Genomic DNA, 24,739 nt, shown 5'->3' on the forward strand with positions numbered 1-24,739 from the left:
CTGCAGTCTCGGCGGGGGCCTCGGGGGAACACCCGCGCCCGCGCACCGGTTGAGAGCGTCGGAGCCGAGGAAGGGAGACACCCATGAGCTGGCTGTTCGGATCCGCCCTCAAGTCGACGATGGTGGACCCGTCGCGCGCGCTGAAGGGCCGCGACGGCTACGCGTACCACGTCCCCGCCACGCACACCGTGCTGGGGACGCCGCTGCAGGGCCCGTGGCCCGAGGGCACCCGCACGATCACCCTGGGCCTGGGCTGCTTCTGGGGCGCGGAGCGCGCGTTCTGGCAGCTGCCGGGCGTGGTCTCGACGTCGGTGGGCTACCAGGGCGGGTTCACGCCGTACCCGACGTACGAGGAGGTCTGCACCGGCCTGACCGGGCACGCCGAGATGGTCCAGGTCGCGTACGACCCGGCGGTGATCTCGGACGCCGACCTGCTGCGCGCCTTCTGGGAGTCGCACGACCCGACGCAGGGGTACCGGCAGGGCAACGACGTCGGAACCCAGTACCGGTCGGCCGTCTACCCGACGACCCCGGAGCAGGAGGCTGCGGCGCGGGAGACCCTCGCGGCGTACCAGGAGCGGCTGACCCGCGCCGGGTACGGCGAGATCACCACGGAGATCCGGCCCGCCGCGGAGGCCGGGACGTACTACTACGCCGAGGACTACCACCAGCAGTACCTCGACAAGAACCCGAACGGGTACTGCGGGCTCGGCGGCACGGGCGTGTCCTGCCCGCGTCCCCTGGACGCGTGACCGCCGGCGCCGGGACGGGGCGGCCGATCTCGACCGGACGGCCCTGTCCCGGCGCACGCCCCGCCCGCTAGCGTCGCGGGCATGGGCCGACGTGAGGAGCACCGCGCCGCGCTGCGCGCGCTCGACGACGACGTCCGCGCGTACCTGGCGGCGCACTCGGGGCTGCCGGGGCCGCGCGGGAACCTCGAGCTGATCGACGCGTTCGCGGACGTCGCCCCCGGACCGCTCGTCCGGGCGCTCGCCGACGACGCCGACGAGTACCTGCGCTGCTGCGGGACCGCCGGGCTCGGGCGGCTGCTCCTCGAGGCCCGCGGCCGACCCGACGCCGACGACCTGGGCGCCCTGCTCCGGGAGCGGGCCGCCGACCCGCTGTGGCGGGTCCGGGAGGCGACCGCGATGGCGCTCCAGCGGATCGGGGACGACGACCCCGCGACGCTCCGGACCCTCGTCGCGGACTGGGTCCGCGACCCGCACCCGCTGGTCCGCCGCGCCGCCGTCGCCGGCGTCTGCGAGCCGCGCCTGCTCCGCGACCCCGCGACGGCCGCGGCGGCGCTGGACGCCTGCGCCGTGGCGACCGCGGGCCTCGCGGCCGTGCCCCCGGACGCTCGTCGCGATCCCGACGTGCGCACGCTGCGCCAGGCGCTCGGCTACTGCTGGAGCGTGGCCGTCGCGGGCGACCCGGCCGCGGGGCTCCCGGCGTTCGCGGCGCTGCGGGCGGGCGCGGGCGACGACGCCGACGTCGCGTGGGTCGTCCGGGAGAACGAGAAGAAGTCCCGCCTGCGCCGCCTGCTCGACTGACCGGCCCGGCCCGGCGCCACCCGGTCCGGGCGGCGCCGGCCCCGCACCGACGTCCCGACGCCCGCCCCGAGGAGCCGCCCGTGCCGACCCCGCCGCCCGCCGCGTCCCCCAGGCCCGCGACGCCGCCGGCGCCCGGCGCCCGCGCGGCCCGCCGCGACCGCCGCATCGCGGGGACCGCCCTCGCCCTCGTGCTGCCCGCGGTCCTCGCCGGCGGCGGCTGCGGCCCGGCGACGGCCCGGCCCCCGGACGCGGCGATCGCCGTCGACGGACCGGACTGCACGGCGACGGAGGTCCTCGGGGGCCTCGGCGTGGTCCCGCCGGAGGGCCACGACCGGCCGGCTCCGGCAGCGGGCTCGGTCCCCGCGGGGTTCGAGCCCGTCGCGGCGGTGCACTGCCGCGGCCCGCTCGACGCCCCGGTGGCGCTCGTCGAGCCGCCCGACCTCCGGGCGACGATCCCCGCGGCGCCGACCGCGGATGCCGTGCCGCCGGAGTCGACGACGCCCCCGGACGCCGCCCCCGTGACGGTCGTCGAGGCCCGGCTCGAGGGCGACCTGGGCCCGCTGCTCGGCGTCCTCGCCCGGCCGAGCCAGGTCGCCCCGCCCGGCCAGGCGTGCCCGGCGATGTGGGAGTCGCAGCCGCAGGTCTACCTGGTCGACGCGGACGGGCGCGCGGTGCGGGTGCGCTGGCCGTCCGACGTCTGCGGCTTCCTGCTCGACGGCGTGACCCGCCCGCTGGGCGCGCTGGAGGTCGTGCGGACGGTCACCCGCACCGTCGACGGCGCCTGAGGGCCGCGCCCCGCGGGGTCAGGCCGCCGCGAGCGCCCGGAGCGCGATCTGCACCGCGTGGTCGAACAGCTGCTCGCGCTCGGCGGCGGACAGCTCGGCGGCCTGGAACGTGAAGTCCGAGATCGACATGATCGCCAGCGCCTCGGCCTGCTCCCGGTCGGCGACGGCGTACAGGCCGGCGGCCTCCATCTCGACCGCGAGCGTGCCGTGCGCGACGAGCGCCTCGGTGAGCTGCGGGCGGGCCGCGTAGAACGAGTCCGAGGTGAACACCGGGCCGGCGTGCACGCGCGCGCCCGGGACGTCGGCCGCGGCGGCGAACGCGGCGGCGGCGAGCCCGAAGTGGGGGACGTGCGAGTAGTGCAGCCCGGGGATGCGGTGCTCGCTGACGCCGGAGTCCGTGTGCGCGGCGGTCGCGATGACGACGTCGCCGAGCTCGAGGTGCCGCTGCATGCCGCCCGCGGTGCCGATGCGGACGATGCGCCGCACGTCGTAGAACCGGAACAGCTCGGTGGCGTAGATCGAGATCGACGGCACGCCCATGCCGGACGCCATGACCGACACGGGGCGGCCCTGCCAGGTGCCGGTGTAGCCGAGGACGCCGCGCACCTCGGTCACGAGGCGGGCGTCCTCCAGCACGGTCTCCGCGATGCGGGTCGCGCGACGCGGGTCGCCCGGCATGAGGACGTCGGGGGCGAAGGCGCCGGGCTCGGCGGAGATGTGCGGCGTGGGCATGGCGGGGCTCCTGGGTCGTGGCGGTGGGGGGTGCCGGACGCCGCGCCGCCGCCCGGCGCGGTGGGGCGGCGGGCGGCGGCGCGGGACGTGCTCGGGACGTGCTCGGGTCAGTGCGTGCCGACGATGTCGACGACGAACACCAGCGTGTCGCCGCCGCGGATGCCGGCCTGCGGCACGCCGCGGTCGCCGTAGCCGAGGTGCGGCGGGATCGACAGCAGCACGCGGGAGCCGACCGGCTGCCCGACGAGGCCCTCGTCCCAGCCGCCGATCACGGCGCCGACGCCGATCGGGAACGAGATCGAGGACCCGCGGTCGTACGAGTTGTCGAAGACGTGCCCGTTCCAGGACTGGCCCAGGTAGTGCACCTCCAGGTCGTCGCCGGCCTCGACGAGCGCGCCGTCACCGGGCGACAGGACGACGACCTCGAGCTCGGCGGGGGCGTCGCCCTCGGGGAACGTCAGGGTCGGCTTCTCACCGAACGAACCGGTGGCCTCGGGCAGGGTGGACATGACGTCTCCTTGGTCGTGGGCTGAACTCCCCCATCCTGCCGCCTACCCGGCCCGCGCGGCCAACGCGCGCACGGCGGGCCCGCGCAGCAGCGGCACGACGGCCAGCACGATCCCCGCCCCGAGCACCGCCCCGGCGAGGACGTCGTGCGGCAGGTGCGCCCCCTGCGCGACCCGCGCCCCGGCGACGAGCACGGCGAGCAGCACCGCGGGCGCCGTGGCCCACCGCACCCCGGCCGCGGCGGCGGTCAGGGCCACCGTCACCGCGAGCGCCACCGCGACCGTCGTGTGGTTCGACGGGAACGACCAGTCCCCGCGCGCCGGGCAGTCCGCGACAGCGGCGAGGTCCCAGCAGCCGCGCGGCTGCCGGACGACGCCCTTGAGGCCCTCGCTCACCAGGTAGGCGCCCGCCGAGGCGCCCACGCCCAGCGCCGCGGTGACGAGGACGGCCGCCCCGGAGCGCCCCCGGCCCGCCGTGCCCGCCGCCGCGACCACGCCGAGCAGCACGAGCAGCGCGAGCACGCCCCCCGCCGCGGCGGCGTCCAGGCCCGGCAGGTCGCCCGTGCGCGCCACGACCGCGAGGTACAGCGCCTCGCTCGGGGCGCGCAGCAGGCGGGCGGCCGCGACGGCCAGCGCGGTGCCGAGCAGGACGAGCCCGGCGCGCGCCCCGGCGAGCGGCGGCTCGGCACGGTCCGCGCGGTCGGCACGGTCCGCGCGGTCGGATCCGGCGGGGGTCGAGGTCGGTGCGGTCATGTCCACCGACGCTAGGCAGCGCCGCCCCGTCCCCGCGTCCGCCCCCGGGACCGGGCCGGGCCGCCGGCGTCCACCCCCGGCCGCACGCGCGGCCTCCGCCCCGCGGCGGTCCCGCCCGGGTTAGCGTCGTCCCGGCGGGCGAGGGGCGCCCGCCGGGACGGGAGCACCGATGTCGCTGACCACGTGGGCCGGGAACCGCACCTACGCCGCCGCGCGCGTGCACGAGCCGCGCACGGTCGAGGAGGTGCAGGAGGTCGTCGCCGGGGCGCGACGGGTGCGGGCGCTCGGCACGCGGCACTGCTTCAACGACCTCGCGGACACCGAGCACGACCTGGTGCGCCTCGACGCCCTCGACCCCGACGTCCGGGTGGACGCCGCCGCCCGCACGGTCACCGTCGCGGCCGGCACCCGGTACGGCACGCTGGCACGCGCGCTGCACGCGCAGGGGTGGGCGCTGCACAACCTCGCGTCGCTGCCGCACATCTCGGTGGCCGGCGCGGTCGCGACCGCCACGCACGGGTCCGGCGACCGGTCCCGGAACCTCGCCGCCGCCGTCGCCGGGCTGGACCTCGTGACCGCCGACGGCTCGCTGCGCCAGCTGACCCGCGCCGACCCGGACCTCGCGGGCGCCGTCGTCGGGCTCGGGGCCCTGGGCGTGGTCGTGCGGGTGACGCTGGACGTCGAGCCGACGTACGACGTGGCGCAGGAGGTGCACACCGACCTGCCGTGGGAGGCCGTCGCGGAGCACCTGGACGAGATCACCGGCTCCGCGGACTCGGTCAGCCTGTTCACCGACTGGACCGGCCCGGCCGTGAACCAGGTGTGGCGCAAGACCCGGCTCGCCCCGGGCGCCACCCACGAGCCGCGCGCCGACCTGTTCGGCGCCCGCCCCGCGACCGGCCCGCTGCACCCGCTGCCCGGGATCGACCCCGTGAACTGCACCCAGCAGCTCGGCGTCCCCGGCCCGTGGCACGAGCGGCTGCCGCACTTCCGCCTGGAGTTCACGCCGAGCAACGGTGATGAGCTGCAGTCCGAGTACCTCGTCCCGCGCGAGCGCGCGGTCGAGGCGATCGCGGTGCTGCGCGCGCTGGGCCCGGTCGTCGCGCCGCTGCTGCAGGTCGCCGAGATCCGCACCGTCGCGGCGGACGACCTGTGGCTGAGCAGCGCGTACGGCGGCGACCGCGTGGGCCTGCACTTCACGTGGCTGCCGCGGCAGCCCGAGGTCGAGGCGGTGCTGCCGCGGATCGAGGCCGCGCTCGCGCCGCTCGGGGCGCGGCCGCACTGGGGCAAGCTGTTCGCCTCCGTGGGCGTGCCCGGGTCGGACCCGCGCGACCTGTACCCCCGGCTCGACGACTTCCGGGCGCTGGCGGCCCGCCTCGACCCGGAGGGCACGTTCCGGAACGCGTTCGTCGACCGGCACGTCCTGGCCGGCTGAGCCCCCCCGGCGCCCGACGCGCGCCGCGCCGCTCAGCGCGCCAGGAACGCCAGCAGGTCGTGCCGTGTCAGCACCCCGACGGGCTGGCCGTCGTCCACCACCATGAGCGCGTCGTGCTTCTGCAGCGCGTCCCGGGCGGAGTCGACGGTCTCGCCGGAGCCGATCAGCGGCAGGGCCGCGGACATGTGCCGGTCCACCCGGTCGGACAGGGCCGCGGCACCGGAGAACACCGCGTCCAGCAGCTCGCGCTCGGACACCGCGCCGGCGACCTCGCCGATCTTCACCGGCGGCTCGGCCCCGACGACGGGCATCTGCGAGACGCCGTACTCCTGGAGGATCTCGATGGCGTCGCGGACGGTCTCGTTCGGGTGCGTGTGCACGAGGGCGGGCAGGCTGCCGTCCTTGGTGCGCAGCACGTCGCCGACGGTCGCGCCCTGGTCGGCGTCGAGGAACCCGTAGGAACGCATCCACCGGTCGTTGAAGATCTTCGACAGGTAGCCCCGGCCGCTGTCGGGCAGCAGGACGACGACGACGGCGCGCGCCGCGGCCTCCGGGTCCTCGTCCTGCAGGCGCCGGGCCAGGCGCAGGGCGCCCTCGACGGCCATGCCGCAGGAGCCGCCGACCAGCAGCGCCTCCTCGCGGGCGAGGCGCCGGGTCATCGCGAACGAGTCGGCGTCCGAGACCGCGATGATCTCGTCCGGCACCGACGGGTCGTAGGCGGCCGGCCAGAAGTCCTCGCCGACGCCCTCCACCAGGTACGGCCGCCCGTCCCCGCCGGAGTACACCGACCCGAGCGGGTCGATCCCGACGACGCGCACCCGGCCGCCGTCGGCCTCGGGGCGGTCGGCCGACGCGTCGTGCAGGTACCGGCCGGTGCCGGTGATCGTGCCGCCGGTGCCCACGCCCGCGACGAAGTGCGTGACCCGGCCGTCGGTGTCGGACCAGATCTCCGGCCCCGTGGACGTGTAGTGGCTCGCGGGGCCGTTGACGTTGGCGTACTGGTTCGGCTTCCAGGCACCCTCGATCTCGGTGACCAGCCGGTCCGAGACGGAGTAGTAGGAGTCCGGGTGGTCCGGCGGCACCGCGGTCGGCGTGACGACGACCTCGGCGCCGTACGCGCGCAGCACGTCGCGCTTGTCCTCGGAGACCTTGTCCGGGCAGACGAACACGCAGCGGTAGCCCTTGCGCTGCGCGACCAGCGCCAGGCCGACGCCGGTGTTGCCGCTCGTGGGCTCGACGATCGTCCCGCCGGGCTTCAGCTCGCCCGACGCCTCGGCGGCCTCGATCATCTTCAGCGCGATGCGGTCCTTGGCCGACCCGCCCGGGTTGAGGTACTCGACCTTGGCCAGGATCGTCGCGGACAGCCCGGCGGCGACGGCGTTCAGCCGGACGAGCGGGGTGTTCCCGACGAGCTCGGAGATGTGCTGCGCGTACTTCACGGTGCTCCAGACGGCTGAACGGCGGCGGGACGCGCGACGGCCCCGCCGTCCAGCCTAGGGCCGGGCGTCGGGGCCGTCGTCGTGGGGTGCTAGTCGCGACCCTGCAGGATCGCGAGGATGCGCAGGATCTCGAGGTACAGCCAGACCAGCGTGACGATGAGGCCGAAGGCGGCGGACCAGGCCATCCTGGCCGGGGCACCCTGGTCGACGCCGCGCTTGATGGCGTCGAAGTCCATGATCAGGCTGGCGGCGGCGAGGCCGACGGCGACGAGGCCGGCGATGACGCCGACCGGGCCCTCGCGCAGCGGGCCGAAGCCGTCGCTCGGGACGAAGAACATCATGACGACGTTCACCAGCGAGTACGCCAGGTAGCCGACCATCGCGATGAGCAGCCAGCGCGTGAACTTCGGGGTGACCCGCACGCGGCCGGACTTGAACAGGAACAGCGCGGCGCCGAAGGTCGCGAACGTCGCGATCACGGCCTGCAGCACGATCGGCTGCACGTTCTGGCCGTCGAACGTCATGTTCTGGAACGCCAGGCTGATCCCGCCGAGGAACACGCCCTGCGCGACCGTGTACAGCGTGATGAGCAGCGGGCTCGGCTCGCGCTTGAACGCGTTGACCAGGCCGAGCACCAGGCCGACGATCGCGCCGAGCGGCCAGATGCCGGGCGCGAGGTTCCACGTCGCCGCGGCGACCACGACGAGCAGCGCGAGCAGCCCGCCGGTCTTGACGATGACGTCGTCGTACGTGAGGCGCCCGGTGTCCCGGGTCGTCGCGGACGGCGCGCCGTACATCTGCTCGAGGGTCGACGCCTCGATCACGGGACCGGTGGCACCCCCGAGCGTCCCCGTCGGCGCGCCCTGCTGCACGCGGCCGCCGCGCTTGCCGCGGGCGCGCGGGTCGCCGAAGACGGCACTGTTGTTGAACACCGGGTTGGTCATCGGTCCTCCATGGTCGGTTCGCGATCGAGCCGGCAGTGGTTCACCAGCCTAGAACGCCGCGACCGCTCAGGAAGTTCCCGCAGCCGGACCGCCGACTTCGGTCCGAGGCCGCCACCCCCGGGGTCATCCGTGAGGTGGACCCCCGTCCTCCCGGTGGGCGAGCCCCGCGCCCCGCAGGTTCGGCCGCACGGGCGTTCCGGCCGCGAGCCCGGGTCCGTAGGTTCGTGGTGTACCGGATGACCACCCTGTGAGGACACGATGATCGAGGCACGAGGACTGACCAAGAGGTACGGGAAGAAGACGGCCGTGGCCGGCATCGACTTCTCCGTGCAGCCCGGCAAGGTCACCGGCTTCCTCGGCCCGAACGGGGCCGGCAAGTCGACGACCATGCGGATGATCATGGGCCTGGACCGCCCCACGGCCGGCACCGTGACCGTGAACGGCCGCCCCTACGCGCAGCTGACGTCGCCGCTGACCGAGGTCGGCGCGCTGCTGGACGCCAAGGCGGTGCACTCCGGCCGCTCGGCGACGAACCACCTGCGCGCGGTCGCCGCGACGCACGGCATCGGCCGCAAGCGGGTCGACGAGGTCATCGAGATGACCGGCCTGCAGGCGGTCGCCGGCAAGCGGGTCGGCGGCTTCTCCCTCGGCATGGGCCAGCGGCTCGGCATCGCCGCCGCCCTGCTCGGGGACCCGCGCACGCTGATCCTCGACGAGCCGGTCAACGGCCTGGACCCCGAGGGCGTGCTCTGGGTGCGCAACCTCGTCAAGCACCTGGCGTCCGAGGGCCGGACGGTGTTCCTGTCCTCGCACCTCATGAGCGAGATGGCCCTGACCGCCGACCACATCCTGGTGATCGGCCGCGGCCGGATCATCGCGGACGCCCCGGTGTCCGACATCGTCGCCGGGGCCTCCGGCACCCGCGTCCGGGTGCGCAGCCCGCAGGCGGGCCGGCTCGCGGAGCTGCTCCGCGGCCCCGAGACGACCGTGACCTCCGTGGAGGCCGGCCTCATCGAGGTCGTGGGCGCGTCCGCGCAGGACGTCGGCGAGCTCGCCGCCCGCAACGCGGTGGTCCTGCACGAGCTGACCCCCGTGGCGGCGTCGCTCGAGGCGGCCTACATGTCGCTGACCGCCGACGACGTCGAGTACCACTCCGCGCCCACCGGGGCCGGCACCACCCTGTCCGACACCACCCCCGCCAGCACCCCCGAGGAGGCCCGGCGATGAGCGCCACCGCCACCGTCCCCGCCACCCGCGCCGCCGCCCGCCCGGCGGGCGACCTCCGGGTGACGTTCCCCCGGCTCGTGCGGTCGGAGTGGATCAAGCTCTGGTCGGTCCGGTCCACCTGGTGGGTGCTGCCCATCACGGTGATCGCGCAGACCGGCATCGCGTGGATGATCGCGCACTTCGGCATGCAGGAGATCCGCGCCTCGGGCGCCGACCTGGGCCGCTTCGGCGCCGGCGAGGTCGTCGGGGGCATCCAGTTCTCGCAGCTCGCGATCTGCGTGCTCGCCGTCCTGACGATCACCGGCGAGTACTCGACCGGCATGATCCGCAGCACGCTGTCCACCTCGCCGACCCGCACGCCCGCGCTGCTGGCCAAGGGGCTGGTGACGGTCGCGGTCGCCTTCGTCACCGGTGTCGTCGCGACCGCGCTGTCCTGGCTCGTGACGTACCTCGTCCTCGACCCGTCGACCCGCGTGGACCTCGCGGACACGGAGAACCAGCGCATCCTGCTCGGCGCCCCGCTGTACCTGGCGGCGATCGCGCTGCTCGCGTTCGGGATCGGCGCGATGCTCCGGCACTCGGCGGGCGCGCTCGCCACGGTCCTCGGCCTGCTGCTGGTGGTCGAGGGGATCTTCGCGAGCATCCCGTGGACGTTCTTCGAGAAGGTCTCGCCCTACCTGCCGATGTCCGCGGGCAGCCAGCTCGTCCAGTCGGCCAACCCCGAGGCCGTGCTGTCGCCCTGGCAGGGCTACGGCGTCCTCCTCGCCTGGGGTGTCGTGGCGTTCGCCGGCGCCGCGGTCCTCATCAAGCGCCGGGACGCCTGAGCCCCGCCGCCTCTGGCACAGTGGCCCCGCCCCCATCCCCGGGGCGGGGCCACGCCGTTCCCCCAGCCCGACGCCCCGCCGAGACCCCGAGGAGGACCCGCTGAGCCAGGACCACGGCCGGCTGCCGGTCGCCTCGTTCACCGAGCTCGACGCCCGGCGCCTCGGCCGGGTGCGGCGCTACTTCGCGCAGCACCCCCGGGCGTCGGACGTCGTCGTCTGCCTGGCGTTCGTGCTCGGCAGCATCTCGGAGGTCGGCGAGGGCGTCTCGAGCCTCGTCCAGGTGTCCGCCGAGCAGCGCGGCGCGGGCGCCGCGGTGGGCTCGATGGTGCTCACCGCGCTCGGGGTGGTGACGCTGTGGTTCCGCCGCCGGTGGCCGATCCGGGTCGCCGGGACGACGGCGCTGCTGGCCGTCGCGCACGTGCTGGTCGCGGGCGGGATCGGCGGCTTCGGGATGGGGTTCGCGCTGGCGCTCTACGTGGTGGCGGCGACCCGGCCGCAGCGCACCGGCTGGGTGGTGCTGGCGGGGGCCACCGTGCTCGTCACCGGGTCGCTGCTGGTGTGGGGTGTCGACGGCGCCACCGGGCGGACCGCGGCCCCGGTCGTCATCACCGCGCCCGACGGCACGGTGCTCGAGGACTCCGCCGGCCCGTCGACCGCGTCCGACGTGTCGACGTTCCTCGTGCTGGGCCTGATCGCCATGGCCGTGGGCGCGAACGTGCGGGGCCGGCGGCTGCACACCCGCAGCCTGGTGGACCGGCACCAGCAGCTCGTGGAGGCCGGCGAGCAGCAGACGAAGCTCGCCGCGGCCGCCGAGCAGACCCGCATCGCGCGGGAGATGCACGACGTGGTCGCGCACGGCCTGACCGTGATGATCGCCCTGTCCGACGGCGCCCGGGTCGCGGTCCGCCGCTCCCCCGACGACGCGGAGCGGGCCCTGGACCTGCTCTCCGAGACCGGGCGCTCCGCGCTGGCGGACATGCGGCGGATGCTCGGCGTGCTGCGCGGCGCGGACGTCCCGCTGGAGCCGCAGCCCGGGACCCAGGACCTGGAGTCGCTGGTGCAGCAGTTCCGCGCCGCGGGGCTGACGGTGCACCTGACGACGGCCGGCCCGCCGCTGCCGTCCGACGCGGGGCTGGCGCTGACCGTGTACCGGGTGGTGCAGGAGTCGCTGACGAACGCGCTGCGGCACGCCGGCCCCGGCAGCCGGGTCGACGTCCTCGTCCGGCACGGCGAGAGCCGGGTGGGCATCGAGGTGGTGGACGACGGCAACGGCGCGGCGCCCGTGGCGGAGCCCCCGTCGGCCGGCCCCGGCCTGCGCGGCCGGCTCAGCGAGCGCCTGGGCACCACGCCCGAGGCGCGCACCGACGCGGACCCCGTGACGACGGCGGCGCCCGCACCGGTGCCGACGGTGCCCGGCGTGACGCCGCCGCCCGTGCGGACCGGCCGCGGCCTGGTGGGCATGCGGGAGCGCGCCGCGGTCTACCGTGGCACCGTGACCGCGGGTCCGTACCGCGCCGGCTGGCGCGTGCACGTGGAGCTGCGCACCGACGACACCGCCCCGACCGACCCCGAGGAGCACCCGTGACCGAGACCCCCGCGCGCAGCGGGCCGATCCGGGTGCTGCTGGTCGACGACCAAGCCCTGCTACGGATGGGCTTCCGCCTGGTGCTGGACGACGAGGAGGACCTGACCGTCGTCGGGGAGGCCGGCGACGGCACGGAGGCCCTGCGGCAGGTCGCGGCGCTCGAGCCCGACGTCGTGCTGATGGACGTCCGGATGCCCGGGATGAACGGCATCGAGGCGACCGAGCGGATCGTGGCGTCCGGGGCGTCCTCCCGGGTGCTCATCCTCACGACGTTCGACCTGGACGAGTACGCGTTCGCCGCGCTGCGCGCCGGGGCCAGCGGCTTCCTGCTCAAGGACGCCCGGCCGGCGGAGCTCACGGCCGCGATCCGCGCGGTGGCCACCGGTGACGCCGTGGTGTCGCCGCGGGTCACCCGCCGGATGCTCGAGCTGTTCGCCGAGGAGCTGCCGGGCGAGGGACCCGCCGAGGCCCCGCGGGGGGACGCGCGGCTGGCCGAGCTCACCCAGCGCGAGCGCGAGGTGCTGCTCGCCGTGGCGGAGGGGCTGTCGAACGCGGAGGTCGCCGAGCGGCTGTTCCTGTCGGAGGCCACCGTGAAGACCCACGTGGGGCGGATCCTCGCGAAGCTCGGCGTGCGGGACCGGGTGCAGGCCGTGGTGTTCGCGTACGAGTCGGGCCTCGTCGGTCGCTGACGCGGCGCCGGCCGGGCGCGGCGCCGGCCGTGGCGCGGCGGCTCAGGCCTCGCCGATCGCCTCCTCCGGCGTGCCCTCCACCGCCCGGGCCGCGCGGTCCCACTGCCGCCAGGTCAGGCGCTCCCCCACCGCGGTCGCCATGCCCTGGCCCTTCCAGGCGAACACCGCCACGCCGACGACCAGCACGCCGGCACCGACCCAGTAGGGCGCGGTCGCGCTCAGCGGGTGCAGCAGGCCGGCGATCACCGGCGCCGGCGCGGCGAAGCCCCAGCGGACCAGGTTGAACGCGGCCGTCGTCGTCCGGCGCTCGGCACCGCCGATGCCGAGCGCGAGGTCGGTGAGGTTGGCGTTCGCGATGCCCATGCACACGCCGGCGAGCACGAGCACGGCCACGGACTCCGCGGTGCCGGCGCTGGTCGCGAGCAGCACCAGGGCGACCAGCAGGCCGGCGAGCGCGACGCCGACGGTGGCCACGGCCCCGACGCGGTGCGCGAGGCGGTGGCCGACGACCAGGATGCCCACGGCGAGCCCGACGCCCCAGGCGGTGAACACCAGGCCGAGCGGGACGACGTCGAGCCCGAGGAAGACCGGGGTGTAGCCCAGCACGACGAAGAACACGAAGTTGTACGCGGCGGTCACGACGCACAGCGTGCGGAACGCGGGCCGGCGGTACGGCTGCACCACGTCGCGCAGCCGCAGCGGGGTCGGCGGGTCCTGCGGGTCGCGGAGCCGGGTGATGGACATCGCCAGCGCGACGAGCATGAACACGCCGCACGCGGCGAACGGCACCCGCCAGGAGATCTGCCCGAGCAGGCCGCCGATCAGCGGGCCGACCGCGAAGCCGAGTCCGACGCAGGTCTCGAACAGCTCGACCACCCACTCGCGGTCGGAGGCGAGCGCGACGAGCAGCACCATCGCGGTGGCGAAGAACATGGCGTTGCCCAGCCCCCAGAGCCCGCGCAGCACGGCGAGCTCCGCGATGTTCCCCGACAGCGCGGCGAGCACCGCGGCGGCCGCCACGACCGTGACGCCCGTCGCGAGCACGGCGCGGTAGCCGAACCGGCCGGTCGCGATGACGGCCGGGATCATGCCGACCGCCATGACGACGAGGTAGGCGGTGAACAGCAGCTCGATCTGCCAGGTGGACGCGCCGATCTCGGCGCCGATGACCGGCAGGATCGGGTCCACCACGGCGATGCCGGCGATCGCGAAGAACGCGGTGAGGGCGGTGGCGTAGATGGCGGTGCGGTGCGGTTCGGGGTGCCGGCTGGGCATGCGGGTTCCTCGGGAGTCGGCGGCGGGGTTTATCTGCATCATACAGATATCGTCCCCAGGACGCCGTGGCAGACTGCGCACGGCCGACCGACGCGAGGGGACCCATGGACGACGCCGTGCGCACGATCGAGGCCCAGGTGGCCATGCTGCTGCGCCTGTCCGACCGCACCCGCCGCTCGGCCACGCGCCGGTCGGGCGAGCTCGAGCGCTCCGCGTACCTCGTGCTCGGCGTGCTCGTGGAGGGCGGCGCGGCCAGCGTGAACGCGATCGCGGACGCGCTGCGCCTCGACCCGTCCACGGTGACCCGCCAGGTGCTCGCGATGGAGCAGGCCGGGCACGTGACGCGCGGGACCGACCCCGCGGACGGCCGGGTGACCGTCGTGGCCGCGACCCCCGAGGGGGTGGCCGCCCTCGGGCGCACCCGGGACGAGCGCGCCCGGCTGTACGGGGAGATCCTCGCGACGTGGACGGACGGCGACCGCGCCGACCTGGCCCGGCTGCTCACGCGGCTGAACGCCGACGTCGACACCTGGGGCCGTGCCCACCCGGGTCGCTGAAGGGGTTCGCCGCGGGTCTGCGTGACGTCCCGCGCCGCGAGCACCTACGCTCGACCACGGCGCACCGGCCACGCCCCCGGGCCGTGGCGCCCGCGAACCCGCGCCGCTCCCGTCCGGCACCCGACCACCCGGAAGGTGCTCCCGCGTGACCTCATCCGACCCCGCCGTCGACCCCGCCGCCCCGCCGCGCAAGGGCCGCACCGCGCTGCGCGCGACCGTCCTGCGCACCGAGCACCTCACGCCGGCCATGGTCCGCGTCACGCTCGGCGGCCCCGGTCTGGCCGGGTTCGCGCCGTCGCCGTACGCCGACTCGTACGTCAAGCTCGTGCTGCTCCCGGGCGTCGGCCGCACGCCGTCCGGCGCCGACGTCCTGGCGGCGTGGACCACCCCGGAGGGCGTCGTGGACCTCGCGGCCGCCCGGGAGGCGCTGCCGCCCGAGCACCAGCCGCGGCTGCGGACGTACACCGTGCGCGCCTACGACGACCTGGAGCTCACCGTCACGCTGGACGTGGTGGTCCACGGCGCCGAGGGGCTCGCCGGGCCCTGGGCCGCCACCGCGCTGCCGGGCGACGAGATCGCCGTGGTCGGCCCCGGCGGCGGGTACAGCCCGGACGTGACGGCCGACCACCACCTGCTGGTCGGGGACGCCTCGGCGCTGCCGGCGGTCGCCGTCGCGCTGGAGCGGCTCTCCGACGACGCCGCCGGGGTCGCGGTGCTCGAGGTCGCCGACCGGGCGGAGGAGGTCCCGCTGCGCGTGCCCGACGGCGTCGCGCTGCGCTGGGTGCACACGGGCGACGCCGCCCCCGGCGCGCGGCTGGTCGAGGCCGTGCGGGCGCTGCCCTGGCCGGGCGGCCGGGTGCACGCCTTCGTGCACGGCGAGGCGGGCGCGGTCCGCGAGCTGCGGCACCACCTGCGCGTCGAGCGCGGGCTCGCCACGGGCGACCTGTCGATCTCCGGCTACTGGCGGCTCGGCGCGGACGACGAGGGCTGGCGCGCCGGCAAGCGCGAGTGGCTGCGCCGCATCGAGGACGACGAGGCGGCCGCGGGGCTGGACTGAGTCAGCCGTCCGCGGCGCCGCCCGCGGCCAGGTGCCAGGGCCGCTCCGGGTCCGTGGCCCGCGCCCCGGCCACCACCTCGACGGCGTAGGTCGCCGGCGGCGGGCCGTCCGGCACGGGCCCGAGGTAGCGGTGGCCGGTCAGCCGGCACCACGCGGGCAGGTCGACCGGTGCGACCGGGTCGGACGTCGTCAGGTGCACGACGGTGCCGGGCGCGAGCTCGCGGGCGCGGTCGCGCAGCAGCACGAGCAGCCGCGCGCAGCCCAGGTCCCCGCCGTCGATGTGCACCGTCACGGGAGCCGACCGTACCCGCTCAGCGCTGGTGCACGACCCCCGCGACGAGGCCGGCCGCGACCTCCCGGGTGTCCCGGTGGGTCGCCGCGGAGCGCAGGTACGCCAGCGCCTCGGTGGCGTCGCAGTGCCGCTGCGCCATCACGACGCCGACGGCCCGGTCGATCAGCGGCTGGGAGCGGCTGCACGCGAGCAGGTCGTCCATCGTGTGCGCGAGGGCGATCACCTCGTCGCGCGCGACGACGACGGACGCGATGCCCTCCGCGAGGCCGACCGCCCGCGTCGCGGCGGTCCCCCAGACGCACGGGCGCCGGCCGTACAACGACAGGTAGACGGTGACGTCCCGGTGCGTGCCGGTGACCACCGCCGCCGACCGGTAGCCCTGCACGCGGCACGCGTGCGCCCACACCGGCCAGCGGGCGGTGGCCGCGGCGTCGTCCAGGTCCTCGATCAGCACCGGCCCGGCCGTCGTCCGCACGTCGTAGCGCGGGCCCTGGCGGTGCCGGTCCTGCGCCGCGTCGCAGCGCGCGGCGGACACCGAGGCGGCGGCCAGCCAGCGGTCCAGGCCCCGGACGGTCGCGGTGGCGCACGCGTGCGCGTCCACCCCGAGCGTGCGCCCGGCCTGCGTGGTGAGGGTGTGGATCAGTGCGTCGAGCGAGGCGTCGGCGTCCAGCCGCACGGCCTCGTCGGACCCCTGGACGGACATGCTCGATCACCCCGGCGTCGTCGCGCGAAGGCTGCGCGCTCCTGCACAGGGGGCAAGGCTGGACCCTTCCGGCCGGGTCCGCCACCGCTCGCGCGGCGCCGCGGCGCCACCAGCGCGTTCGTCTACCTACCACTTGGTAGGTAGAGTGGCGACCGGTCCGACGGCGGACCGGCCGGACCCCGCGCACGCGCGCCGCCCGGCGATCGCGCGACGAAGGGTGAACCGGTGGACGAGCTGCTGTTCGGTGCGGCGTACTACGACGAGTACCTGCCGACGGACCGCATCGCGACGGACGTCGAGATGATGCGGGCGGCCGGCATCACGGTCGTCCGGATCGCGGAGTCGACGTGGAGCACGCTGGAACCCCAGCCGGGGGTGTTCGACTTCACGCACGTCGACCGCGCGCTCGACGCGTTCGAGGCCGCCGGGATCCACGTGATCGTGGGCACCCCGACGTACGCGGTGCCGGCGTGGCTGGTCGCCTCGTACCCCGACGTGCTCGCGGTGACGGACGCGGGCGAGGGGCGGTACGGCGCTCGGCAGATCATGGACATCACCAACCCGGCGTACCTGCTGCACGCGGAGCGGGTCATCCGCGCGCTCCTGGCGCACACCGCGCCGCGGCCGGGCGTCATCGGGTTCCAGGTCGACAACGAGACGAAGCACTACGGCACGGCCGGGCCCGCCGTGCAGCGCCGGTTCGTGAAGCACCTCCGGGAGGAGTTCGGCGGTGACCTCGACGCGCTCAACGCCGCCTTCGGGCTCGACTACTGGTCGAACCGCGTGGACGCGTGGGAGGACTTCCCGGACGTGCGCGGCACGGTCAACGGCTCCCTCGGCGCGGCGTTCGACCGGTTCCGCCGCGGCCTGGTCGAGGAGTTCCTCGCCTGGCAGGCCGGCATCGTCCGCGAATACGCGCGCCCCGGCCAGTTCGTCACGCAGAACTTCGACTTCGACTGGACCCCCGGCTGGTCGTACGGGCTGCAGCCGGCCGTCGACCACTTCCGGGCCGCCGCCGCGGTGGACGTGGCCGGCGTGGACATCTACCACCCGACGCAGTCCCGGCTCACCGGCAAGGAGATCGCGTTCGGCGGGGACATGACCCGCTCGATCAAGGGCGGGGCCAACTACCTGGTGCTGGAGACCCAGGCGCAGGGGCAGCTCGCGTGGCTCCCCTACCCGGGGCAGCTGCGGCTCCAGGCGTACAGCCACCTCGCCTCCGGCGCGGACGGCGTCCTGTACTGGCACTGGCACTCCCTCCACCACTCCTTCGAGACGTACTGGAAGGGCCTGCTCTCGCACGACCTGGCGAGCAACCCGACGTACGAGGAGGCCGGCGTCTTCGGCCGGGAGGCCGCCCGGGTCGGCGGGTCGCTGCTCCACCTGCGCAAGCACAACCGGGTCGCCGTCATGGTGAGCAACGAGGCGCTGACCGCCCTGCGCTGGTTCACGCTCGAGACCGGCTTCATCGACGGGGTGTTCGGGTCGTCGGCCGGCTACAACGACGTGCTGCGCTGGGTCTACGACGCGCTGTTCGACCTGAACGCCGAGGTCGACTTCGTGCCCGCCGACGACGCGGACCTCGGACGGTACGACGTGCTCGTCGTGCCCGCGCTGTACGCCGCGCCGCAGGCGACCGTCGACCGGCTGGACGCGTACGTCCGGGGCGGCGGGCACCTGGTCACGACGTTCCGCACGGCCGTCGCCGACGAGCACCTGGCCGTCTGGCACGACACCGCCCCGCACGGCCTGACCGGGGTGACCGGCGCCACGTACAACCAGTTCACCGTCCCGGACGGCGTCGGGCTGACCCTGCACGGCGACCTGGCCGGCGCGGCCGGCGCCGAGGCGGGGGCGCGGACGTTCCTCGAGCTGCTGCGGCCGGACGGGGCCGAGGTGCTGGCGTCCTACGACCACCCGGCGTGGGACGGGTACGCCGCGGTCACCCGGCACCGCACCGGGTCCGGGTCGCTGACCCACCTCGGCACCATGACCTCGCCGGAGCTGCTCCGGGCCGTGCTGGGCCTCGTGCTCCGTGACGCCGGGGTGGCCGACTGGGCGCAGGACCTCGCCGGCACGGTCACGGTGCGGCGCGGGACCAACGCGGCGGGGCGCGCGATCACGTACCTGCTGAACTACTCGGCCGAGCCGGTGACGTTCGCCGCGCCGGTCACGGGCCGGTCGGTCCTCGCCGGCGCCGACGTCGTCGCGGGCGCCGAGGTCACCGTCGGCGCGTGGGACCTGCTCGTGCTCGAGTCCTGACCCGCGCCGCGGGGGCGCTAGGGTCGCTCGCGGTGACGACGGGAGCGGGAGACGTGGCGACGACGCAGGACGACCGGCCGCGCAAGCGGGTGCGGCTGACCCCCGAGCAGCGGATCGCGCAGATCCTCGAGGCCGGGACCCGGCTGGTCGCCCAGCACGGGTTCTACGGCGTCTCCCTCCAGGACGTGGCGCGGGAGGTCGGCATCACCCAGGCCGGCCTGCTGCACCACGTCGGCAGCAAGGAGGGGCTGCTGGAGCTGCTGGTCACCCAGCGGTACGACCGGCGCAACACCCCCGAGGACTACCTCGCGAGCGGCGACCCCGCCGCCACGCACCCCGGCGGCCCGTCGCTGCCCGGGTACTTCCGGTTCCTCGTCGACCGCAACGCCGAGCGGCCCGAGCTGATGAAGCTCTACATGGTGCTCGGGGCCGAGGCCGCGTCGCCCGAGCACCCCGCGCACGCGTACTTCGCGGACCGGCCGGACGCGGTCTGGGACCTGTACCGGCGGACGCCGTGGCGGCTGCCCCCGGAGGTGGGGCCGTTCGACGGGCTCCGCGACCTCGTGGAGATGACCATCGAGGCCATGGACGGCGCGCAGGTGCGCGCCTTCCGGCGGCCCGCCGTGGACCTCCGCGCGGAGTGGGCGCGGTTCGAGCGGGTGCTCTACCCGTCCCCGGTCTGGGACGGGTACCGCTGACGTCCGTCCTGCCCCTTCGGCGTCGCATGGCTACGCTGATCCGGACAGACGCGACCGAGCCGCGAGGTGGGGCGATGGTGGACCGTTCCGCCCTGCTCGCGGCGCTCACCGCCACGGCCGCGGAGCTCCCGACCTGACCGACCGCGGCGGCCCGTGGCCCGCCTACGCCGAGATGGCCGCGCGGCAGACCGGCGCCGCGTCGCTCACGGTCGTCCCGCTGCACGCCGGCGCCGGCGTGCTCGGGCTGCTGAGCCTCTACCGCGCGGCGCCCGGCCCCCTTGCCGCCGGCCTGGACGACCTCGGGTTCCTCGCGGACGTCATCGCGGTCGCGGTGCTGGACGACGCCCTGCCCGCCGGCCCGCCGCTGCCCGGCCCCTGGGACGAGCGGTCCGTGATCCACCAGGCGGCCGGCATGGTGATGGCGCAGCTGGCGGTCCCCGCGCCCGACGCCCTCGCCCTGCTGCGCGCGCACGCCTTCGCGCTGGACCTGACGCTGCCCGAGGTGGCGGGGCAGGTGCTGGACCGCACGCTCCAGTTCCGACCGGACGAGGGATCATGAGACCGTCGACCGCAGCCGCAGCCGCAGTCGCACCGACGTCCGGCCCGAGGAGAGAGCCATGACTCGTGGGACCCACCTGGCGGCGCTCACGTCGAGCCTCGCCGCCCTCGCCGAGGAGCAGGACGTCGTCAGCACGCTCGTGGAGGCCGTCGGCGCCAGCGCCGAGACGCTCGACGGCGACGTGGGGGTCGTCGTCTCCGAGGACCTGACGGCGCCGCGCGCGGGCCGGCTCGACCTGCTCGCCGCCTCGTCGCACGCCGCCGCGTCGCTCGAGCTCTACCAGCTCCAGGTCGACTCCGGCCCGTGCCTGGACGCGGTGGCCGAGGACGCCGACGTGTCCGTCGTGGGCGACGCCGCGATGCGCGAGCGCTGGCCCCGCCTGGCACCGGCGCTCTCCCGCGCCGGGTACCACGCCGTGCACGCGTTCGTGCTGCGCTGGCGCGGGCAGCCGTTCGGCGCGCTCAACGTGTTCCTCCCCCGGGCGCACCCGCTCACCGCCGACGAGCGGCAGACCGCCCGGGGCTTCGCCGACATCGCGGCGGTCGCCATCGTGCACGCCGGCGACCGGCCCGACCTGGCGTCCGTCGCCGAGGCGGTCCGGGCGACCGCCGAGCACCGCGCGCTGCTGGAGCAGGCCAAGGGGGCGCTGCGGTACCTGCTCGACGCCGACGAGGGCCAGGCGTTCACCGTGCTCGCGCAGCGGGCGCGCGCGACCCGGGCGCCGATCACCGAGGTCGCGCGGGAGGTCATGGAGACCGTCACGGCGGGCCGCCGGCCGGACTGGCTGCCGGACGCCTAGCGGGAGCCGCCCACCCGGGAGACCGCCGCGAGCAGCACCCACGACGCCACGTCCGGGAGCGCCGCGCCGCTGCGCTCGGCGAACCGGAGCAGCAGCGCCTGCGCGTCCGGGGCGTCGCAGCCGCGCAGCTCCATGAGCGCGCCGACGGCCTGCGCCACGCGGTCCCGGGCCTCGGCGCCGTCGCCCCGGCGCGCCGGGCCGGCGCGGTCCAGCCGCTCCCGCACGTCCACCGCGGCCGCGTCCGCGACCCGCCCGACGGCCGCGAGGTCCGCCGCGTCCCACTCGCGCCGGCCGACGGAGTACAGGTTCAGCGCGACCTCGCACCGCGCGGTGACGACGACGGGCACGGCCGCGAACGACGAGAAGTCCTGCTCCCGGAAGGCGGCGCGCCACTCCGGCCACCGCTGCTCACCGCCGAGGGCCGGCAGCACCACCGGGGCCATGCCGCGCATCGCCGTGATGCACGGGCCCACCTGCGTGCGCTCCTCGACGTCGTCGCACCGGGCCGCGCGGTCGCTGCTGCTGCCGGCGCGCGCGGTGGCGCCGAAGTGCCGCACCGTGATGCTGGCGTGCGTGCCGGGGCCGAGCTCGTCGGCGGCCGTCCGGGCGTAGCGCTGCAGGTACGTCGCCATGTGCCCGCCCTCCCCTCGTCTCGAGGTGCGGCCACCGGGTCCACGGTGTCACGGGCGGTCGCGACGCGCCATCCCGCGGGCCTTGCCGGCACATGGATGGGTGCCCCCGGCGGGGATCGAACCCGCACTGGGCCGGGTTTAAGCCGGCTGCCTCTGCCGGTTGGGCTACGGGGGCCGGGGCCATCCTGCCACCGCGGTCCCGGCGCCCGGGGCCGCGGTGGCAGGCCGGCTCAGTGCATCGCCGGCAGGTCCCCCGCGGTGGCCGGCGGGCGGCGCACCAGCAGCGTCGCCGCCACCGCGACGATCGACACCACGCCGCCCCACAGGAATGCGCCCTGGACGCCCGCGGCCGTGGCCTCGAGCGCGTCCGCACCCGCGGCGAGCCGCGACGCCGTCGTGGTGGACAGCACGGTGATGAACAGCGCGGTGCCCGCGGCGCCCGCGAGCTGCTGCACGGTGTTGATGATCGCCGAGCCGTGCCCGTAGAGGTTCCGGGGCAGCGACCCGAGCGCCGAGGTGAACAGCGGCGTGATCATGAACGCGAGGCCGACGCTGAGCAGGGTGTGCACCGCGACGACCGCGCCCGCGGGGGTCCCGGGGTGCAGCGTCGACAGCAGCCAGAGCGCGGCGCTCAGCGCGACGGCACCGGGGGTCACGAGCGGGCGCGGGCCGTACCGGTCGAACAGCCGGCCCACCAGCGGGGACAGCGCGCCCATCACGACGCCGCCGGGCAGCAGGAGCAGGCCGGTCTGCAGGGTGCCGCGCTGCAGGACGTCCTGCAGGAAGATCGGCAGCACGATCAGCGCACCGAACATGGCCATGAACGAGATGACCAGCACCACTGTGGACACGGTGTACGAGCGGTCCGCGAAGACCCGCAGGTCCAGCAGCGCGCCGGTGGTCCGCTGCAGCCGCAGCTGCCGCACGACGAACGCCGCGAGGGCGAGCGCGCCGACCGCCAGCGGGATCCACGGCGCGACGGGCGCGTGCCCGCCCGCGGACTCGCCGATGCTGGACAGGCCGAAGATCAGCGTGCCGAACCCGACCGCCGACAACGCGAGCGACGCCAGGTCCAGCCGGGCGTCCCGCGTGGTCGTGACGTCCCGGACCTTCCACACGCCGAGCGCGAGCGCGACGAGGGCGATCGGCAGCATGACGCCGAAGATCCACCGCCAGGACGCCTGCGACAGCACCAGGCCGGACAGGGTCGGGCCGACGGCGGGCGCCACCGAGATGACGATCGAGATCGTGCCCATCGTGCGGCCCCGGATGCTCGGCGGCACCAGCGTCAGCACGGTGGTCATGAGCAGCGGGATCATCACGGCGGTGCCGCTCGCCTGGACGACGCGCCCGACCAGCAGCACCCCGAAGCCCGGCGCGAGCGCGGCCACGGTCGTGCCGAGGGTGAACAGGGACATCGCCGCGACGAACACCTGCCGGGTCCGGAACCGGTCCATCACCCAGCCGGTCGCGGGGATGACGACGGCCATCGTCAGCATGAAGCCCGTGGTCAGCCACTGGCCGGTGGCGGCGGTGACGCCGAGCTCGGACATGAGCACCGGCAGGGCGACGCCCATCGCGGTCTCGTTGAGGATGACGACGAAGCCGGCGACCAGGAGCAGGCCGATGACGGTGCGGTCCCGGGGGTCGAGGCGCTCGGGGGCCGGCGCGGACGCCGTCGCGGCGGCGCCGGGGGTGGTGGTGCTCGGCGCGCGGCGCGCGGTGTCGGCGTTCGCGGACATGGGTCTCCCTCGTGGGGTCGGGTGGTCGTCCACCGGGGGGATGGCGTGCGTCGTCGCAGAACCCCCGCCGGGGGACGGGGATCCCCGGGCGTCCACGGGTCGGACGCCGGCACGGTCCGGACATCGTGCCACCGGGGTCCGGCACGGGTCGCGGGAATTCTCCGCGGGGCAGACGGACGCCCGCCCGCCCCCGGGGTGCGGGGACGGGCGGGCGTCGGGTGCGGGTGCGTCAGGCGGACGCGCTGGGCGTCGCCTCGGTGCTCGGGACCGGCGAGTGGTCCTCGGCCGGCGCGGGCTTCGGCTTCGGCGGCACGGAGGCGGCGCGGAACTCCGCGCGCGGGTCGTGGATCGAGCCCAGCGGCACGACCTCGCGGCGCCACAGCAGGTTCGCGGTCCAGCCGGCCATGATGCTGATCTTGCGGTTCCAGGTCGGCATCGCCATCACGTGGTACGTGCGGTGCATGACCCAGGCCAGGAAGCCGCGGACCTTGATCCGGCCCATGAACTGCGCGACGCCCTTGTACATGCCGAGCGACGCGACGGCGCCGATGTTCTTGTGGCTGTAGTCCGTCGGCTCGGCGCTGCGCAGCACCCGGGCCAGGTTGTCGGCGAGGTGGTTCGCCTGGCGGATGGCGTGCTGGGCGTTCGGCGGGCAGAACTGGCCGGGGTTCGTCAGGTCCGGCACCGCGGCGCAGTCGCCGGCGGCGTAGGCGTCGGGGACGACGTTCCCCTCGGCGTCGGCGATCTGCAGGGTGGGCAGCGCGATGACGCGGCCGATCCGGTCCAGCGGCAGGTCGGAGTTCTGCAGCACCGGGTTGGCCTTGACACCCGCGGTCCACACGATCGTCTCGGAGTCGAACTCCGTGCCGTCGGACAGGACGACGTGGCCGTCGACGCACGAGTTGAGGAAGGTCGACAGGAACACCTCGATGCCGCGCTTGCGCAGCTGCTCCAGGGTGTAGCCACCCAGCTCCTCGGAGACCTCGGGCAGGATGCGGCGCGAGCCCTCGACCAGCACGAAGCGCAGGTCCTCGGCGTCCAGCGACTTGTACTGCTTGATCGCGTCGCGGGCCATGTCCTCGACCTCGGCGATCGCCTCGACGCCGGCGAACCCGCCGCCCACGAACGTGAAGGTGAGCATCCGCTTGCGCAGGTCCGCGTCCCAGGTGGACGACGCGCGGTCGATCCGGCCCAGCACGTGGTTGCGGACGGCGATGGCCTCCTCGACGTTCTTGAAGCCGATCGCCTGCTCCGCGAGGCCCGGGATGGGCAGCGTGCGGGCGACCGAGCCGAGGCCCACGATCAGGTGGTCGTAGGTGATCCAGTACGGGTCGCCCTCCTCGGGCGTGATCTCGACCGTGCGCTCGGCGTGCTTGATCGCGGAGACCTTGCCCTGCAGCGCGTCGATGCCCTTGAGCGCGCGGCGGTGCGGGGCGACGACGTGCCGGGCGTCGATGGACCCGGCGGCGGCCTCCGGCAGGAACGGCGCGTAGGTCATGTACGGGCGCGGGTCGACCACGACGATGGCGGCCTCGCGGTTGCCCAGGCGCCGACGGAGCCGGCGGGCCGAGTACAGCCCCACGGACCCGCCGCCCAGGATGACGATGCGCGGCACCTTCCGGGGCTTCGCGGAGGGGCGCGCCGGGGTCGTGACGGTGGACTCAGACATGGTTCAACGGTACGTCCCATGACTG

25 protein-coding genes and 1 tRNA gene are annotated in these 24,739 nt (G+C 75.7%); 14 read left to right on the plus strand and 12 right to left on the minus strand.

The window, feature by feature from the left end:
* Window positions 1–83 precede the first annotated feature (83 nt).
* The 3 genes from msrA (at window position 84) to HNR08_RS03445 (ending at window position 2,335) form a co-directional block, all read left to right on the plus strand.
* Entirely contained in the window at window positions 84–752 is a 669-nt protein-coding gene (msrA, locus tag HNR08_RS03435; RefSeq protein ID WP_146834212.1) for a peptide-methionine (S)-S-oxide reductase MsrA, read from the plus strand.
* An 81-nt stretch (window positions 753–833) separates the two neighbouring features.
* Window positions 834–1,550, plus strand: coding sequence for a HEAT repeat domain-containing protein (locus HNR08_RS03440; RefSeq protein WP_146834214.1), 717 nt, complete (start codon window positions 834–836; stop codon window positions 1,548–1,550).
* An 80-nt stretch (window positions 1,551–1,630) separates the two neighbouring features.
* Window positions 1,631–2,335, plus strand: a complete 705-nt coding sequence (locus HNR08_RS03445) for a hypothetical protein (protein ID WP_146834217.1) — start codon at window positions 1,631–1,633, stop codon at window positions 2,333–2,335.
* An 18-nt stretch (window positions 2,336–2,353) separates the two neighbouring features.
* Here the strand turns inward: HNR08_RS03445 and deoD are convergent, their stop codons facing one another.
* The 3 genes from deoD to HNR08_RS03460 form a co-directional block, all read right to left on the minus strand.
* Window positions 2,354–3,067 carry a purine-nucleoside phosphorylase gene (deoD, locus tag HNR08_RS03450; protein ID WP_146834220.1) on the minus strand — a complete coding sequence of 238 codons (714 nt, stop codon included), beginning with the start codon at window positions 3,065–3,067 and terminating at the stop codon, window positions 2,354–2,356.
* A gap of 107 nt (window positions 3,068–3,174) precedes the next feature.
* The gene (locus tag HNR08_RS03455) at window positions 3,175–3,576 is read right to left on the minus strand and encodes an FKBP-type peptidyl-prolyl cis-trans isomerase (protein WP_146834223.1); all 402 of its coding nucleotides are present in this window, start codon (window positions 3,574–3,576) and stop codon (window positions 3,175–3,177) included.
* Window positions 3,577–3,618: 42 nt separating this feature from the next.
* Entirely contained in the window at window positions 3,619–4,326 is a 708-nt protein-coding gene (locus HNR08_RS03460) for a phosphatase PAP2 family protein (RefSeq protein ID WP_146834226.1), read from the minus strand.
* Between the two features lie 169 nt (window positions 4,327–4,495).
* Between HNR08_RS03460 and HNR08_RS03465 the strand changes: the two genes are divergently transcribed.
* Entirely contained in the window at window positions 4,496–5,761 is a 1,266-nt protein-coding gene (locus tag HNR08_RS03465) for an FAD-binding protein (protein ID WP_146834229.1), read from the plus strand.
* Window positions 5,762–5,793: 32 nt separating this feature from the next.
* On the opposite strand, the gene HNR08_RS03470 is transcribed toward HNR08_RS03465, so the two are convergent.
* Both HNR08_RS03470 and HNR08_RS03475 read right to left on the minus strand, forming a co-directional pair.
* Window positions 5,794–7,200 carry a cystathionine beta-synthase gene (locus HNR08_RS03470; protein WP_146834232.1) on the minus strand — a complete coding sequence of 469 codons (1,407 nt, stop codon included), beginning with the start codon at window positions 7,198–7,200 and terminating at the stop codon, window positions 5,794–5,796.
* Between the two features lie 89 nt (window positions 7,201–7,289).
* Window positions 7,290–8,144, minus strand: coding sequence for a Bax inhibitor-1/YccA family protein (locus HNR08_RS03475; protein ID WP_146834235.1), 855 nt, complete (start codon window positions 8,142–8,144; stop codon window positions 7,290–7,292).
* Window positions 8,145–8,402: 258 nt separating this feature from the next.
* On the opposite strand from HNR08_RS03475, the gene HNR08_RS03480 reads away from it, so the two are divergent.
* The 4 genes from HNR08_RS03480 (at window position 8,403) to HNR08_RS03495 (ending at window position 12,469) form a co-directional block, all read left to right on the plus strand.
* Window positions 8,403–9,371: an ABC transporter ATP-binding protein gene (locus tag HNR08_RS03480; protein ID WP_146834238.1), complete on the plus strand. Its 969-nt coding sequence runs from the start codon at window positions 8,403–8,405 to the stop codon at window positions 9,369–9,371.
* Window positions 9,368–10,195 (plus strand): ABC transporter permease subunit, encoded by an 828-nt coding sequence (locus tag HNR08_RS03485; protein ID WP_146834241.1) that lies wholly within the window; start codon window positions 9,368–9,370, stop codon window positions 10,193–10,195. The genes HNR08_RS03480 and HNR08_RS03485 overlap by 4 nt, the downstream gene beginning before the upstream one ends.
* A gap of 169 nt (window positions 10,196–10,364) precedes the next feature.
* Window positions 10,365–11,780: a sensor histidine kinase gene (locus tag HNR08_RS03490; RefSeq protein ID WP_146834244.1), complete on the plus strand. Its 1,416-nt coding sequence runs from the start codon at window positions 10,365–10,367 to the stop codon at window positions 11,778–11,780.
* 65 nt (window positions 11,781–11,845) lie between these two features.
* Window positions 11,846–12,469, plus strand: coding sequence for a response regulator (locus HNR08_RS03495; RefSeq protein WP_146834348.1), 624 nt, complete (start codon window positions 11,846–11,848; stop codon window positions 12,467–12,469).
* A gap of 42 nt (window positions 12,470–12,511) precedes the next feature.
* Here the strand turns inward: HNR08_RS03495 and HNR08_RS03500 are convergent, their stop codons facing one another.
* Window positions 12,512–13,744 (minus strand): MFS transporter, encoded by a 1,233-nt coding sequence (locus tag HNR08_RS03500; RefSeq protein ID WP_146834247.1) that lies wholly within the window; start codon window positions 13,742–13,744, stop codon window positions 12,512–12,514.
* A 104-nt stretch (window positions 13,745–13,848) separates the two neighbouring features.
* Between HNR08_RS03500 and HNR08_RS03505 the strand changes: the two genes are divergently transcribed.
* A complete protein-coding gene (locus HNR08_RS03505) occupies window positions 13,849–14,301 on the plus strand; it encodes a MarR family winged helix-turn-helix transcriptional regulator (protein ID WP_146834250.1) in 453 nt (150 codons plus the stop codon).
* 145 nt (window positions 14,302–14,446) lie between these two features.
* On the plus strand, window positions 14,447–15,358 hold the full coding sequence (locus tag HNR08_RS03510) for a siderophore-interacting protein (protein ID WP_246802945.1): 912 nt from the start codon (window positions 14,447–14,449) through the stop codon (window positions 15,356–15,358).
* A 1-nt stretch (window position 15,359) separates the two neighbouring features.
* Here the strand turns inward: HNR08_RS03510 and HNR08_RS21450 are convergent, their stop codons facing one another.
* Together HNR08_RS21450 and HNR08_RS03520 are read right to left on the minus strand one after the other, a co-directional pair.
* The gene (locus HNR08_RS21450) at window positions 15,360–15,650 is read right to left on the minus strand and encodes a sulfurtransferase TusA family protein (protein ID WP_146834253.1); all 291 of its coding nucleotides are present in this window, start codon (window positions 15,648–15,650) and stop codon (window positions 15,360–15,362) included.
* A gap of 19 nt (window positions 15,651–15,669) precedes the next feature.
* The gene (locus HNR08_RS03520) at window positions 15,670–16,353 is read right to left on the minus strand and encodes an ANTAR domain-containing protein (protein WP_146834256.1); all 684 of its coding nucleotides are present in this window, start codon (window positions 16,351–16,353) and stop codon (window positions 15,670–15,672) included.
* 225 nt (window positions 16,354–16,578) lie between these two features.
* Here HNR08_RS03520 and HNR08_RS03525 point away from each other — a divergent pair, with 225 nt between their 5' ends.
* From HNR08_RS03525 to HNR08_RS03540, 4 genes are all read left to right on the plus strand, one after another.
* Window positions 16,579–18,615, plus strand: a complete 2,037-nt coding sequence (locus HNR08_RS03525) for a beta-galactosidase (RefSeq protein ID WP_222595995.1) — start codon at window positions 16,579–16,581, stop codon at window positions 18,613–18,615.
* 53 nt (window positions 18,616–18,668) lie between these two features.
* A complete protein-coding gene (locus HNR08_RS03530) occupies window positions 18,669–19,313 on the plus strand; it encodes a TetR/AcrR family transcriptional regulator (RefSeq protein ID WP_146834259.1) in 645 nt (214 codons plus the stop codon).
* Between the two features lie 172 nt (window positions 19,314–19,485).
* Complete coding sequence (locus tag HNR08_RS03535) at window positions 19,486–19,872, plus strand: ANTAR domain-containing protein (RefSeq protein ID WP_146834262.1); 387 nt, start codon at window positions 19,486–19,488, stop codon at window positions 19,870–19,872.
* A gap of 58 nt (window positions 19,873–19,930) precedes the next feature.
* Window positions 19,931–20,671, plus strand: a complete 741-nt coding sequence (locus tag HNR08_RS03540; protein ID WP_146834265.1) for an ANTAR domain-containing protein — start codon at window positions 19,931–19,933, stop codon at window positions 20,669–20,671.
* Here HNR08_RS03540 and HNR08_RS03545 read toward each other — a convergent pair.
* The 4 genes from HNR08_RS03545 to HNR08_RS03560 form a co-directional block, all read right to left on the minus strand.
* Window positions 20,668–21,303, minus strand: a complete 636-nt coding sequence (locus HNR08_RS03545) for a GAF and ANTAR domain-containing protein (protein WP_146834268.1) — start codon at window positions 21,301–21,303, stop codon at window positions 20,668–20,670. The genes HNR08_RS03540 and HNR08_RS03545 overlap by 4 nt on opposite strands.
* Window positions 21,304–21,404: 101 nt before the next feature.
* Window positions 21,405–21,478, minus strand: a tRNA-Leu gene (locus HNR08_RS03550).
* Window positions 21,479–21,533: 55 nt separating this feature from the next.
* Window positions 21,534–23,045, minus strand: a complete 1,512-nt coding sequence (locus tag HNR08_RS03555) for an MDR family MFS transporter (protein ID WP_146834271.1) — start codon at window positions 23,043–23,045, stop codon at window positions 21,534–21,536.
* Between the two features lie 229 nt (window positions 23,046–23,274).
* The gene (locus HNR08_RS03560) at window positions 23,275–24,714 is read right to left on the minus strand and encodes an NAD(P)/FAD-dependent oxidoreductase (protein ID WP_146834274.1); all 1,440 of its coding nucleotides are present in this window, start codon (window positions 24,712–24,714) and stop codon (window positions 23,275–23,277) included.
* Window positions 24,715–24,739: the final 25 nt, after the last annotated feature.

This window comes from Cellulomonas hominis (assembly GCF_014201095.1).
GTDB lineage: Bacteria > Actinomycetota > Actinomycetes > Actinomycetales > Cellulomonadaceae > Cellulomonas > Cellulomonas hominis.

Coding starts and splice junctions, on each gene's coding strand:
- msrA (WP_146834212.1), top strand. CDS start 84: ATGAGCTGGCTGTTCGGATCCGCCCTCAAGTCGACGATGGTGGACCCG.
- HNR08_RS03440 (WP_146834214.1), top strand. CDS start 834: ATGGGCCGACGTGAGGAGCACCGCGCCGCGCTGCGCGCGCTCGACGAC.
- deoD (WP_146834220.1), bottom strand. CDS start 3,067: ATGCCCACGCCGCACATCTCCGCCGAGCCCGGCGCCTTCGCCCCCGAC.
- HNR08_RS03455 (WP_146834223.1), bottom strand. CDS start 3,576: ATGTCCACCCTGCCCGAGGCCACCGGTTCGTTCGGTGAGAAGCCGACC.
- HNR08_RS03460 (WP_146834226.1), bottom strand. CDS start 4,326: ATGACCGCACCGACCTCGACCCCCGCCGGATCCGACCGCGCGGACCGT.
- HNR08_RS03465 (WP_146834229.1), top strand. CDS start 4,496: ATGTCGCTGACCACGTGGGCCGGGAACCGCACCTACGCCGCCGCGCGC.
- HNR08_RS03475 (WP_146834235.1), bottom strand. CDS start 8,144: ATGACCAACCCGGTGTTCAACAACAGTGCCGTCTTCGGCGACCCGCGC.
- HNR08_RS03480 (WP_146834238.1), top strand. CDS start 8,403: ATGATCGAGGCACGAGGACTGACCAAGAGGTACGGGAAGAAGACGGCC.
- HNR08_RS03485 (WP_146834241.1), top strand. CDS start 9,368: ATGAGCGCCACCGCCACCGTCCCCGCCACCCGCGCCGCCGCCCGCCCG.
- HNR08_RS03495 (WP_146834348.1), top strand. CDS start 11,846: ATGGGCTTCCGCCTGGTGCTGGACGACGAGGAGGACCTGACCGTCGTC.
- HNR08_RS03500 (WP_146834247.1), bottom strand. CDS start 13,744: ATGCCCAGCCGGCACCCCGAACCGCACCGCACCGCCATCTACGCCACC.
- HNR08_RS03505 (WP_146834250.1), top strand. CDS start 13,849: ATGGACGACGCCGTGCGCACGATCGAGGCCCAGGTGGCCATGCTGCTG.
- HNR08_RS03520 (WP_146834256.1), bottom strand. CDS start 16,353: ATGTCCGTCCAGGGGTCCGACGAGGCCGTGCGGCTGGACGCCGACGCC.
- HNR08_RS03535 (WP_146834262.1), top strand. CDS start 19,486: ATGGCCGCGCGGCAGACCGGCGCCGCGTCGCTCACGGTCGTCCCGCTG.
- HNR08_RS03540 (WP_146834265.1), top strand. CDS start 19,931: ATGACTCGTGGGACCCACCTGGCGGCGCTCACGTCGAGCCTCGCCGCC.
- HNR08_RS03545 (WP_146834268.1), bottom strand. CDS start 21,303: ATGGCGACGTACCTGCAGCGCTACGCCCGGACGGCCGCCGACGAGCTC.
- HNR08_RS03555 (WP_146834271.1), bottom strand. CDS start 23,045: ATGTCCGCGAACGCCGACACCGCGCGCCGCGCGCCGAGCACCACCACC.
- HNR08_RS03560 (WP_146834274.1), bottom strand. CDS start 24,714: ATGTCTGAGTCCACCGTCACGACCCCGGCGCGCCCCTCCGCGAAGCCC.